This window comes from Streptomyces sp. NRRL B-24572 (genome assembly GCF_002156145.1).
GTDB classification, from domain to species: Bacteria; Actinomycetota; Actinomycetes; order Streptomycetales; family Streptomycetaceae; genus Streptomyces; species Streptomyces vietnamensis.
Genome location: NZ_MWIG01000230.1, coordinates 1 through 12,042, shown reverse-complemented (window position 1 = coordinate 12,042; position 12,042 = coordinate 1). Strand labels below are relative to the sequence as shown.

The window sequence follows — 12,042 nt, the reverse complement described above, 5'->3', positions numbered from 1 at the left end:
CCTGCGGGACGCCTGCCCACACGGCAGCGGGGCGACGCCCGACCCGGGCGCGGGGCACGGACCCACACGGGCGCGGGCGCGGGCCCACACGGGCGCGGGCTCACACGGGCGCCGGCGCGGGCGCACACGGCAGGCCGCGAAGGGCACCGGCCAGCCCGGGCGCGGGACCACACGGCAGGCCGCGGAAGGCGCCGCCCAGCCCAGGCGCGGACCCACGCGGTGGGCGGTGGGTGCCGTCCGGGCCGGGGTTCGGAAGCCTGGACGGCCCGGGCTCCCTGGAGGGAGACCGGGCCGTCCGGTGGCTACTTGCCCGGGGCCGCCGCCGGGGTGTCCGGGGTCGCCTTCGGGTCCGGGGTCTCCTCGAAGGAGATCTTGCCCATGTGGCGGCTCATCGACTTCATCAGCATCCAGACCGCGAGGGCCAGGGCCGCGAAGACGACGAAGCCGAGGACGCCGGGTGTCACCTTGTTCTTGTCCAGCTCTTCGGCGGCGAAGGGGACAAGCTGGGTCAGTGCCAGGTGTGCGCTCATGTCAGGCATTGTCGCGGATGCCCGCGAAGAGATCTTCCTCGGGGAGGGAGGTCGGGACCAGCGCCTTGCTGAGCTCGTACTCCTCCGTCGGCCAGACCTCCTTCTGGATCTCCATCGGGACCCGGAACCAGCCGCCGTCGGGGTCGATCTGGGTGCGGTGGGCGATCAGGGCCTTGTCGCGGGTCTCGAAGAAGTCCGCGCAGGGGACGTGCGTGGTGAGGTTGCGCGCCTTGCCGCCGAACTCGTCCCAGCGCTTCAGCCAGTCCCCGTACGGCGACTCCAGGCCGCGCGCCAGGAGGGCCTCGTGCAGGGCCTCGGTGCGGGGGCGGTTGAAGCCCTGGTTGTAGTAGAGCTTCAGCGGCTGCCAGACCGGGCCGAACTCGGCCTCGGGGTACTTCTCGGCGTCGGCCGCGCCGTCGAAGGCCACCATCGTGATCTTGTGGGTCATGATGTGGTCGGGGTGCGGGTACCCGCCGTTCTCGTCGTAGGTCGTGACGACCTGCGGACGGAAGGAGCGGATCTTGCGGACCAGGGCCCCGGCCGCCGTGTCCACGTCCTCCAGGGCGAAGCAGCCCTCGGGCAGCGGCGGCAGCGGGTCGCCCTCGGGCAGGCCCGAGTCGACGAAGCCGAGCCATTCCTGCGAGACGCCGAGGATCTCGCGGGCCTCGTCCATCTCCTTGCGGCGCACCTCGTGGATGTTCGCCTCGATGTAGGGGTCGCCCTGAAGCTTGGGGTTCAGGACCGAGCCGCGCTCGCCGCCCGTGCACGTCACCACCAGGACGTCCACCCCCTCGGACACGTACTTGGCCATCGTGGCCGCACCCTTGCTCGACTCGTCGTCGGGGTGGGCGTGAACGGCCATCAGTCGCAGCTGCTCAGTCAAGACTCGATCCTCAGTGATTCGACGCGGAGGGTGGTCTCTATAGTGACGGAATCGGGGGAGCGAAAATTCCGCACACCCCCGGCTTCGAGAGGATCCCCCATGAGCGCGGTGCGAGAGCAGCTGCCCGAGGGGCGCTACGGGCGCTCCGCGGACGAGCGGGCCGACCGCAAGCTCAGGATCACCGGAGCGGTGCTCGGGGTCCTCTTCCTCGGCGTGATGGGCTGGTTCGGCTGGCACTACGTCGTCGACAACAAGATCAGCGCCGAGATGATCAAGTTCGACGTGGTGAGCGCCGACGAGGTCCAGGTCCACCTGGAGATCCGCAAGGACGAGGGCGCCAAGGGCGTCTGCACGCTGCGCTCCCGCTCCGAGGACGGCACCGAGGTCGCCCGCAAGGACGTGCGGATCGACGACGCCGCCACCCGGATCGACCGCGTCTTCACGCTCCGTACGACCGCCCGTGCGACGAGTGCCGAGCTCATCGGGTGTACGGCGCGGTAGCGGTGGGTAGGGACGGGGTGACGAGTCCCGGCGAGTCACTGCGGTGACCTGGGGAGACGCCATCTTGATGGTTTATGTCCTCCCGCTTTCCGCCACTCATTGTTAGGCTCGTGATTTCGCCCACCCGGGAAGCGCATGCTGTCCGTGTAGGGCGATGCTTTGTATTCCCAGTACCTACGAGGAGCACCTGTGACCCAGACCAGCGAAAACGTCACCTGGCTCACCCAGGAGGCGTACACCAAGCTCAAGGACGAGCTTGAGTACCTGACTGGTCCCGCGCGCACCGAGATCGCCGCCAAGATCGCTGCGGCGCGCGAGGAGGGCGACCTGCGCGAGAACGGCGGGTACCACGCGGCCAAGGAGGAGCAGGGCAAGCAGGAGCTCCGGGTCCGCCAGCTCACTCAGCTCCTGGAGCACGCCAAGGTCGGCGAGGCCCCGGCCGAAGAGGGCGTCGTCGCGCCCGGCATGGTCGTCACGATCGCCTTCGACGGCGACGAGGACGACACGATGACCTTCCTGCTCGCCTCCCGCGAGTACGCGAGCGAGGACATCGACACCTACTCGCCGCAGTCGCCGCTCGGCTCCGGCGTCAACGGCAAGAAGGTCGGCGAGGACGCTCAGTACGAGCTGCCGAACGGCAAGAAGGCCACGGTGAAGATCCTCAACGCGAAGCCGTACACCGGCTGAGCCGCACTCCTCGACCGAAGGGCCGGCCCCGGTGGGGGCCGGCCCTTCGGTCTGCATGCACATGCAATGATGCGAGGCTGACGACGCGTCACGCATGTCTCCAGGGGGAGGACGAGGTGCTGGGACCACTGCGCGAGGGCGCACCACGCCGGATCGGACCGTACGAGGTGCTCGCCCGCCTCGGTGCCGGCGGCATGGGCGAGGTGTTCCTCGCGCGGGCCGCCGGGGACACCGTGAGCGACTCCTTCGTCGCCGTGAAGACGGTGCGCCGCGACGTCGCCGGTGATCCGGCCTTCCGGGACCGGTTCCGGCGCGAGATCAAGGTCGCCTCGCTCGTCGACAGCGCCTACGCCGCCGCGCCCGTCGGCGGTGACGCCGACGCCGGGACGCCCTGGCTGGCCACCGCCTACGTCCCCGGGCCCAGCCTCTCGCAGGCCGTGCGGCGCGGCGGCCCGCTGCCCGTCGCCGCCGTCCGGGCGCTCGGCGCGGACGTCGCCCGGGCCCTCGCCGACCTGCACGGGGCCGGGGTCCTGCACCGGGACCTCAAGCCCGGCAACGTCATGCTCTCCGTCGACGGCCCCCGGCTCATCGACTTCGGCATCGCCCGCAGCAACACCGCCACCACCATGACCGCGACCGGCATGATGGTCGGCACCCCCTCCTTCATGTCCCCCGAGCACGTGGCCGGCGCCCGCCGGGTCACGGCCGCCTCCGACGTCTTCTGCCTCGGCTCGCTGCTCTGCTACGCGGCGACCGGCGAGGACCCCTTCGGCGACGGGCCCCTCGCGGCCGTCCTGTACCGCGTCTCCCAGGCCGAGGCCGACCTGAGCCGGGTCCCCGGGGAACTGCGCGGGACCATTGCCGCCTGCCTGGCCCTGGACCCGGCGGACCGGCCCACGCCGGAGGCGCTCGTCGGGCTGCTCGACACCGGGGCGGCGAAGGTCTTCCCGTGGCCGGAGGGCGTACGGGAGCACATCGGCGAATACGGCGGGGAGCTCGCCCGGCTCGTCGCCTCGGGCGGGCCCCTCCTGGAGGCGGCGCCCGGACCGGCCGGTCCCGCGGTCGCCCCGGCCGTCCCCGGCCTGCACTCCGTACCGACGCTCGCGCCGGTGTCCGCGCCCACCGTGCCCGCCGGTCCCGCCGCCGGGGCACCCCGGAAGCGGAGGCGCGCGGTCGCCGCCGTCCTCGCGCTCGCCGTCGTCGCCGGTGGCCTCGGCACGTACCTCCTGTGGCCCGATCCGGAGCCGCCGAAGGCCCCCGCGAAGGCGGCCCCGCCCGCCGGACCCCGCGTCCCGGGCGTGGACGGCCGGGGCACCGCCGACGCCTCGGGTGTCGTCGCGCAGAACGCCGCCCAGCGCCCGGTCGGCTGGAAGCCCTGGCGGGCGAAGCTGACCGCCCCCGCCCTCGGCTGCTCGACCGGCGAGAAGGCGCTGGTGTGCCGGACGACGGACGGGCGGTACGAGGCCCTCGACCCGGCGAACGGAAAGCGGCTGTGGGCCGCGGACCTGGTGACGGACCCCCGGGACGACACGAGCACCATCGGGCCCACCGGCGGCATCTTCGTCGCGGGCAGCACGAACGTTCCCGCCGTCCACGGCGACTCCGTCGTCCTGCTCTCCGGCCGGCGCCTCCAGGTCCGGGACGCCCGCAGCGGCGCCGTGCGCTGGGAGCAGAAGGACCCCGCGCAGGCCAAGCTGAACACCCAGCCGATCGTGGGCGACGACACGGTCTTCGTCCTGTCCGGCGAGGAGAGCGACCAGGTGACGGCCTTCGCCCTGGCGGACGGCCGCCGGCTGTGGTCCGCCTCGCTCACCAACGCCGAGCTCGCCCGGGGCGCGTTCCGCGACTTCGGGCCCGTCGCCTACGCGAACGGCCTCGTGTACGCGCTGAGCGACGGCGGTCTCGTCGCGCTCGACGCGAAGACCGGACAGCAGCGCGGCCAGGTACCGGCGGAGGCCAAGGAATGCGACAGTCTCAGCGTCCAGGGCCGGTACGCCTACTGCGCGACGCTCACGACCACGCTCGCGCTGTACCGCCTGGACGCCGCGACGCTCGCCCCGGCGGGCGGCGGCAGGCTCCCGCTGGCCGCCGACGTCACGAAGTCGGGCGCCTGGCCGGCCGCCGTGTCCGCCCGGACCGCAGTCGCCGTCGACCGGGGCCCACTGCCCTGGCGCGACTCGGGCAACACCGACAGGCCCGCCGGCGTGTTCGTCCTCGCCCCGACCACCGGCAAGACCCTCGCCCACTACCCGATCCCCCCGCTCACCGGCGCCGACGGGAAGAAGCAGTACGTCTCCGGCCCGCTGATCGCCGGGGACACCCTGGTCTACGCCGACTTCTCGGCCCTGCACCTGGTGCCGCTCGGCCGGAACGGCGCCCCCGGCAAGGAGCGCGTCGTGCCCGTGCCCGGCGCCCCCGGGCCGCGCGCCAAGGACCCGTACGAGCGGGGGAACGGCACCGACATCGGCCGGGAGATCCGGCCGCCGGAGGTGCTGCCGCTCGGCGGTGTCGTCCACGTCGTGTACGACACCGGGGTCGTCGCCTCCGTCACACTGCCCGAGGAGTAGTCCCTTGCTGGAAGCCCTGCCGCCGGGACAGCCCCCACGGCTCCTCGGCCCCTACCGGCTGCTCGCCCGCCTCGGCGCCGGCGGCATGGGCGAGGTGCACCTCGCCTGCCGGACGGACGCGCCGACGGCCGATCCGTACCGGATGGTCGCCGTGAAGACCGTACGGGAGGACCTGGAGGTCGACGGAGACTTCCGGACCCGCTTCCGGCGGGAGATCGCGGCCGCGCGGACCGTGGACGGGCCGGGCGTCGCGCGGCTCGTGGACGCGGACGCCGACGCGCCGTCGCCGTGGCTGGCGACCGAGTACGTGCCGGGGCCCTCGCTCGCGGAGGCGGTCGTACGGTCCGGGGCGCTGCCCGTCGGGACCGTCCGGGCCCTCGGGGCCGCCCTCGCGCGGGCCCTCGCGGGCGTCCACGAGGTGAAGGTGCTGCACCGGGACCTCAAGCCGGCGAACGTGCTGCTCGCCGCGGCCGGGCCCAAGCTGATCGACTTCGGCATCGCGCAGGCCTTCGAGGCGACCGCGCTGACCTCGACCGGTCTGGTCGTGGGCTCCCCCGGGTTCATGTCGCCGGAGCACCTGGTGGGCAGCCGGGCGGTGGTGCCCGCCTCGGACGTGTTCTGCCTGGGCGCGGTCCTCGCGTTCGCGGCGAGCGGCCGGGGGCCGTTCCACGACGACGAGATGGCGGCCGTGATCTACCGGATCAGCCGGGCCGAGGCCGAGCTCGACGGCGTCCCGGAGGAGCTGCGGCCGGTCGTGGAGCGGTGTCTGCGGCTCGACCCGGACCGGCGGCCGTCGGCGGCGGAGGTCGCGGAGCTGCTCGGCGGCGGTTTCGCGTCCGAGGTGTTCCCGTGGCCCGGCCCGGTGCTCTCGCTGCTCGCCGAGTACGGGGAGGCCGCCAGGAGCGCCGGGGAGGCGGCGGCCTCCGGCGCGGGCGTGGCCGATCTGCCGACGCTCGGGCCGGTCGTGCCGTACTCCCCCACGGCGCTGACGGGCCGGCCGGTGCTCCCCTCGACGCCCGTGGAGCGGCGCCGCCGCCCGTGGGGCGCGGTGGTCGCGGGCGCGGTGGCGGTGGCCCTGGTGGCGACGGTCGGCGTGGTCCTCCTCAACCGGGGCGGCGGGCAGGGCGGTGCGGCCACGGGCGGGGCCGCGGGTCCGACGAGCAGTGGCCCCTCGACCGCCACCACGCCGCCGATCGCCGCGCTGAGCCAGGTCGTCCTGCCGTACGGCGGCAAGGGCCACGGCAACGACTTCGGCGCGGCCGCCACGGACCACGCCCGGCGTCCGGCGGGCTGGGCGCCCTGGACCGCCGAGGTCGAGCAGGGCGTCGGCAGCTGCGCGCTCTCCCCGAAGGTCCTGGTCTGCCCCGGGAACGGCGGCGCGGTCACCGGGCTGAGCGCGGCGAACGGCAAGCAGGTGTGGAAGGTGCCGGGCCGGGGCGAGGGGCTGCCCAGCGGGCCCCAGTACCCGGCGGTCGTCGGCGACACGGCGTACGTGACGGGGCCGGACGGGGTCGTCGCGTACGGGGTCCGGGACGGAAAGGAGCGGGGCCGGATCCCGGCGCCCGGGACCGACTGGGCCGTGAAGGGCACCGACCTGCGGGACGGCGTCCTCTACTCGACGTACGTGAACGTGCGCGACGAGCGGACCGGCCTGGCGACCGCCGTGCGCCTCGCCGACGGCAGGGAACTGTGGCGGACGCCGCTCGACGCCCTGCCGGAGGAACCGGTCGCGGCGGCGGGCCGGGTCCTGGTGCCGCTGGGGGTCGTGCCGGTGGCGCTCGACGCCCGTACCGGCAAGGAGGTGGCGCGCGGAGCGGCGGACTGCCAGCGGTTCGTGGTGCACGAGAAGAGCGGCGGCGTGCTGTGCACGGGCTCCTCGGACGGGTCCGTGACGGTCCTCGACGGGGCGACGCTGAGGCGGAAGCGGTCCTTCGGCGCCGGGGTGACCGCAGGGCCCGCGGTGAACGCGGACGGCCTGGTGGTGGTGGCGAGCGGGCAGCTCGTGAGCGCCTACGACCTGGCGAGCGGCGAGCGGCGCTGGTCCCTGCTGCCCGTCCTGACCGAGGGCGCCGCGCAGGAGGTGTACTTCGCGGGGAACCGGGTCCTCGTCGCCGCCAAGAACGAGGCGGTGTCCGTCCCGGCGGCGGGTCCCGCCTCCGACGACGACTACGAGTCGTTCGAGGCGAAGCTCCCCGACGGCTTCGAGATCCAGGCCGGCGGGAAGCCGCTGGCCTCCGGAGGGGCGGCCTTCGTCTCGTTCCCCGACGGCCTCGTCTTCTCCGGCTACCTGCCCTGAGGCTCCAGGGGGACGTCACGCCGTCGCCGAGCGGTACTTGCGTACCGACAGGGTCCGGAAGACCACGATGATCAGGACCGACCAGAGGAGCGACGCCCACACCGGGTGCTGCATCGGCCAGGCGTCGGAGGTGGAGACGCCGGGGTTGCCGAAGAGGACGCGGCAGGCCTGCACGGTCGCGCTGAACGGGTTCCACTCGGCGATGGGCTGGAGCCAGGAGGGCAGATTGCTGGAGTCCACGAACGCGTTCGAGATGAACGTGACCGGGAAGAGCCAGATCAGCCCGCCCGAGGTCGCCGCCTCGGGGGTGCGGACCGACAGGCCGATCAGCGCCCCGATCCAGGAGAAGGCGTAGCCGAGGAGGAGCAGGAGGGCGAAGGCGCCGAGCGCCTTGGGGACGCCCTCGTGGATGCGCCAGCCGACGAGCAGGGCGACGACCGTCAGGACGACGAGGGTGAGCGTCGTCTGGACCAGGTCGGCGAGCGTGCGGCCGGTGAGGACCGCGCCGCGGGCCATCGGCAGGGAGCGGAAGCGGTCGATCAGGCCCTTGTGCATGTCGTCGGCGATGCCCGCGCCCGCTCCGGCGGTGGCGAAGGTGACGGTCTGGGCGAAGATGCCGGCCATCAGGAACTCGCGGTAGACGTCCGGCGAGGTGGAGTTCCCGATCTGCATCGAGCCGCCGAAGACGTAGCTGAACAGCACCACGAACATGATCGGCTGGATCAGCCCGAAGACGATCACCTCGGGGATCCGGGACATCCTGATCAGGTTGCGGCGCGCGATCACGAGCGAGTCGTTGACGGACTGGACGATCCCCCCGCGCGGGCGCGGGGCGGTCAGTCGGTCCGCCGGCCCCAGGACGGTGGTCACTTCACGGCCTCCTTCCGGCCCTTCCTGCCCCCGGCCGCCTGCTCGCCCTCCTCCTCGCCCCGGTCGGCCACGTGGCCGGTGAGGGAGAGGAAGACGTCGTCGAGGGTCGGGCGGCGCAGGCCGATGTCGTCGATCTCCACGCCGACGGCGTCCAGGTCTCGGATGACCTCGGCGAGCAGCTTGGCGCCGCCGGTGACGGGGACGGTGAGCTTGCGGGTGTGCTCCTCGACGGAGACCTCGCCGTGGCCGATCCCCTCGATGCCGTAGCGGGCGAGGACGTCCCGGGCGTCGGTGATCGTCTCCGGCTCGTGGACGACGACCTCGACGCGCTCGCCGCCCGTCTGGGCCTTGAGCTGGTCGGAGGTGCCGCGGGCGATGACCCTGCCGTGGTCGACGACGCAGATGTCGTGGGCGAGGTGGTCGGCCTCCTCCAGGTACTGGGTGGTGAGCAGCAGGGTCGTGCCGCCGGCGACGAGCTCCTTGATGACGCCCCAGAGCTCCTGCCGGTTGCGCGGGTCGAGGCCGGTGGTCGGTTCGTCCATGAACATGACCGGCGGGGAGACGACGAGGGCCGCCGCGAGGTCGAGGCGGCGGCGCATGCCGCCGGAGTACGTCTTGGCGGGCCGGTCGGCGGCGTCGGCGAGGTGGAACCGTTCGAGCAGCTCACCGGCCCGCTCCTTCGCGGCCTTCGCCCTCATCTGGTAGAGCTGCCCGACCATCTGGAGGTTCTCGCGGCCGGTGAGGTACTCGTCGACGGCCGCGAACTGGCCGGAGAGGCCGATCGAGCGGCGGACCGCGTCGGGGCGCTCCAGGACGTCGATCCCGGCCACGACGGCCCGTCCGCTGTCGGGCCTGATGAGGGTCGTCAGGACCCGCACGGCGGTCGTCTTCCCCGCGCCGTTCGGGCCGAGCATGCCCAGGACGGTGCCCTCGGGTACGTCGAGGTCCACCCCGTCCAGAGCTCGTACGTCGCCGAAGGTCTTCACCAGGCCCTCGGCGTATATCGCGCCTGGCATGTGGATTCTCCCAGGGAGATTCGGGCGTTTCCTACCGATCCTAGGATTTCTGGACATCTCGCGCCCGGTGAATCCGTACATACGTCCACCGTCCCGGGCGTCCCGGGCGGGGTCCCGGGACGGTCGTTGGCGCGCTGTTGGCGGGCCGTTGGTGCCGGGGACGAAGCTGGGGTCCAGGCACGGAGCACGACGATGACGGGGAGTACGGGATGGGCGGGGTCGACGGTACGAGTGGGACGGGCGGGACGACAGGCGGGACGAGCGAGATGAGTGGGACGAGTGCGGTCGGTGAGCGGGGGTGTTCCGGTTGCGTCGGGTGTGACGCGACGACGCCCTGGGCCGAACTGGCCGCCGAGATGCGCCGCATCAAGGGCGTCAACGAGCTGAGCTACGGCAAGCTCGCGCAGCGCACCCACTACAGCCGCTCCTCGTGGGAACGGTTCCTGAACCAGAAGCAGTTGCCGACCCGGGTCGCCGTCGAGGAGTTCGCCGCGGCCGCCGGGACGGACCCGGGCCCCCTCCTGCTCCGCCTGGAGCGCTCCCTCGCACACGAGACGGCCGCCCGCGGCGCGGCGCGGGGAGGCGTACCGAGCGGGAAGCCGGCGCTCGCCCCCGCGACCCCGACCGTCCGGCGCGCCCGGCGGGAGTCCGGGCTGCCGGGTCTCGGCCGGCCCCTGGGCCTGCTCGCGGCGGGCGCCCTGGTCGGCGGCGGCCTGGTGACCGTGCTCGGCCGGCTCCGCAGGGGGCACTGACGGGGCGTACGCGCGGACGTCAGCCGAGCACCGTGACGCGGTGGGGCAGCCGAGCACCGTGTACGCGGTGGGCAGCCGAGCACCGTCTACGCGACGGGTCAGCCGAGCACCGTGTACCCGGCCTCCCGCAGCGCCTCCTCCACCTCCCGGCAGTGCTCCGGGCCCTTCGTCTCCAGGTGCAGCTCGACCTCCGCCTCCGTCAGGCCGAGGCGCGGATCGGTCCGCACGTGGCTCACGTCCAGGACGTTCGCGTCGACCACCGTCAGGACCGCGAGCAGCGTCGCGAGCGCCCCCGGCCGGTCCGTGACCCGCAGCCGCAGGCTCAGGTAGCGGCCCCCGGCGGCCATGCCGTGCCGCAGGATCCGCTGGAGCAGCAGCGGGTCGACGTTCCCGCCGGAGAGGACCGCCACGACCGGGCCCCGGAAGGACGTCGGGTCGGCGAGGAGCGCCGCGACCGGGCTCGCGCCGGCCGGTTCGACCAGGAGTTTCGCCCGCTCCAGGCAGAGGAGGAGGGCGGAGGAGAGGGCGTCCTCGGAGACCGTACGGACCTCGTCGACGTACTCCCGGACCAGGGCGAACGGCACGTCGCCCGGGCGTCCGACCTTGATCCCGTCCGCCATCGTCACCGGCGAGTCGATCACCACGGGGTGTCCGGCGGCCAGCGAGGGCGGGTAGGCGGCCGCGCCCTCCGCCTGGACGCCGATGACCTTCACGTCCGGGCGCAGCGACTTCACCGCGAGTCCGATGCCGGCCGCGAGCCCGCCGCCGCCGATGCCGACGAGGATCGTCCGGACCTCGGGGCACTGCTCCAGGATCTCCAGGCCGACCGTGCCCTGTCCGGCGATGACGTCGGGGTGGTCGAAGGGGTGGATGAAGACCGCGCCGGTCTCGTGGGCGTACTCCTCCGCCGCCGCGAGCGTCTCGTCGACGACGTGGCCGTGCAGCCGGACGTCCGCGCCGTAGTCGCGGGTCGCGGCGACCTTCGGCAGCGGGGCGCCGACCGGCATGAAGACGGTGGCGTGCACCCCGAGCAGTTTGGAGGCGAGCGCGACGCCCTGCGCGTGGTTTCCGGCGGAGGCCGCGACCACCCCGGCGGCCCGCTCCTCGGGCCGCAGCCCGGAGATCCGTACGTACGCGCCGCGGAGTTTGAAGGAACCGGTCCGCTGGAGGTTCTCGCACTTGAGGTGGACGGGGGCTCCCACCAGCGAGGACAGATGGCGGCTGCCCTCCATCGCCGTCATCCTGGCCACCCCGGCCAGCATCTTCTGCGCCCCCCGCACGTCGTCGAGCATCAGCCGGTGCAAGGGGTGTGGCGTACGGAAGCTCATGACAGCAAGTCTCCCAGCTCACGGCCCCCGTGGCCGCCCGGCGGGCGGGTTTGCGCAGCGCCGGTACGGACCCCGGCGGGGCCGCGTACTCTGTCCCCCACCGACCGACCACCCCCGCACGAGAGAGACCCACAGCCATGCCCAATTCTCAGGACATGACGACTGCGCTCGACCCCGGTCTCCTCGATGCCCTCCAGCACCAGGTGGCCGTCTTCGCCCGCCGGGCCGAGCAGACCCGCCTCGGCGGCACCGGCCAGCTCCGCAACTCCATGGACCGCGCGGCCTACCTCCTCCTCAACCGTCTCGACCAGGAAGGGCCGATGGGGGTGAAGGCGCTCGCGGCGGGCATGGGGATCGACTCGTCCACGGTGACCCGCCAGGTCGCCCCGCTCGTCGACACCGGCCTGGTGAAGCGGACCTCGCACCCGGAGGACGGGCGGGCGGTCGTGCTCCAGCTGTCGCCGCGCGGTCTCGCGCGTCTCGACGAGGTCCGGTCCTCGCGCCGCCAGCTGATGGTCGAGGTCACGGAGGGCTGGACGCCGGAGGAGCGGGAGTCCTTCTGCACGCTGCTCACCCGCTTCAACACCGCCCTGTCCGCACGGCAGTCGGCGC

The 12,042-nt window shown here is 73.5% G+C and carries 11 protein-coding genes; 6 read left to right on the top strand and 5 right to left on the bottom strand.

Annotation, left to right across the window (positions count from 1 at the left end):
- Positions 1 to 302: 302 nt before the first annotated feature.
- Positions 303 to 539: a hypothetical protein gene (locus CCN56_RS14310; protein ID WP_086827009.1), complete on the bottom strand. Its 237-nt coding sequence runs from the start codon at positions 537 to 539 to the stop codon at positions 303 to 305.
- On the bottom strand, positions 532 to 1,413 hold the full coding sequence (gene mca, locus CCN56_RS14305; RefSeq protein WP_041130962.1) for a mycothiol conjugate amidase Mca: 882 nt from the start codon (positions 1,411 to 1,413) through the stop codon (positions 532 to 534). Before mca ends, CCN56_RS14310 begins: the two co-directional genes overlap by 8 nt.
- 99 nt (positions 1,414 to 1,512) lie before the next feature.
- On the opposite strand from mca, the gene CCN56_RS14300 reads away from it, so the two are divergent.
- The 4 genes from CCN56_RS14300 to CCN56_RS14285 all read left to right on the top strand — a co-directional run bounded on the left by CCN56_RS14300 (position 1,513) and on the right by CCN56_RS14285 (position 7,464).
- A complete protein-coding gene (locus CCN56_RS14300) occupies positions 1,513 to 1,914 on the top strand; it encodes a DUF4307 domain-containing protein (protein ID WP_086827007.1) in 402 nt (133 codons plus the stop codon).
- Positions 1,915 to 2,103: 189 nt separating this feature from the next.
- Positions 2,104 to 2,601 (top strand): transcription elongation factor GreA, encoded by a 498-nt coding sequence (gene greA / locus CCN56_RS14295; protein ID WP_086827005.1) that lies wholly within the window; start codon positions 2,104 to 2,106, stop codon positions 2,599 to 2,601.
- 116 nt (positions 2,602 to 2,717) lie between these two features.
- Positions 2,718 to 5,168 carry a PQQ-binding-like beta-propeller repeat protein gene (locus CCN56_RS14290; RefSeq protein WP_256961966.1) on the top strand — a complete coding sequence of 817 codons (2,451 nt, stop codon included), beginning with the start codon at positions 2,718 to 2,720 and terminating at the stop codon, positions 5,166 to 5,168.
- Between the two features lie 4 nt (positions 5,169 to 5,172).
- The gene (locus tag CCN56_RS14285) at positions 5,173 to 7,464 is read left to right on the top strand and encodes a protein kinase (protein ID WP_086827003.1); all 2,292 of its coding nucleotides are present in this window, start codon (positions 5,173 to 5,175) and stop codon (positions 7,462 to 7,464) included.
- A gap of 15 nt (positions 7,465 to 7,479) precedes the next feature.
- Here the strand turns inward: CCN56_RS14285 and CCN56_RS14280 are convergent, their stop codons facing one another.
- Complete coding sequence (locus CCN56_RS14280; RefSeq protein ID WP_086827002.1) at positions 7,480 to 8,334, bottom strand: ABC transporter permease; 855 nt, start codon at positions 8,332 to 8,334, stop codon at positions 7,480 to 7,482.
- Positions 8,331 to 9,350, bottom strand: a complete 1,020-nt coding sequence (locus CCN56_RS14275) for an ATP-binding cassette domain-containing protein (RefSeq protein WP_086827000.1) — start codon at positions 9,348 to 9,350, stop codon at positions 8,331 to 8,333. Before CCN56_RS14275 ends, CCN56_RS14280 begins: the two co-directional genes overlap by 4 nt.
- Positions 9,351 to 9,616: 266 nt before the next feature.
- Between CCN56_RS14275 and CCN56_RS14270 the strand changes: the two genes are divergently transcribed.
- Positions 9,617 to 10,102 carry a helix-turn-helix domain-containing protein gene (locus CCN56_RS14270; protein WP_143664519.1) on the top strand — a complete coding sequence of 162 codons (486 nt, stop codon included), beginning with the start codon at positions 9,617 to 9,619 and terminating at the stop codon, positions 10,100 to 10,102.
- A 98-nt stretch (positions 10,103 to 10,200) separates the two neighbouring features.
- On the opposite strand, the gene ilvA is transcribed toward CCN56_RS14270, so the two are convergent.
- Positions 10,201 to 11,430 carry a threonine ammonia-lyase gene (ilvA, locus tag CCN56_RS14265; RefSeq protein ID WP_086826996.1) on the bottom strand — a complete coding sequence of 410 codons (1,230 nt, stop codon included), beginning with the start codon at positions 11,428 to 11,430 and terminating at the stop codon, positions 10,201 to 10,203.
- A 137-nt stretch (positions 11,431 to 11,567) separates the two neighbouring features.
- Here ilvA and CCN56_RS14260 point away from each other — a divergent pair.
- Positions 11,568 to 12,042: MarR family winged helix-turn-helix transcriptional regulator (locus CCN56_RS14260; protein WP_179199842.1), on the top strand; the 475-nt coding region annotated here is incomplete at its 3' end.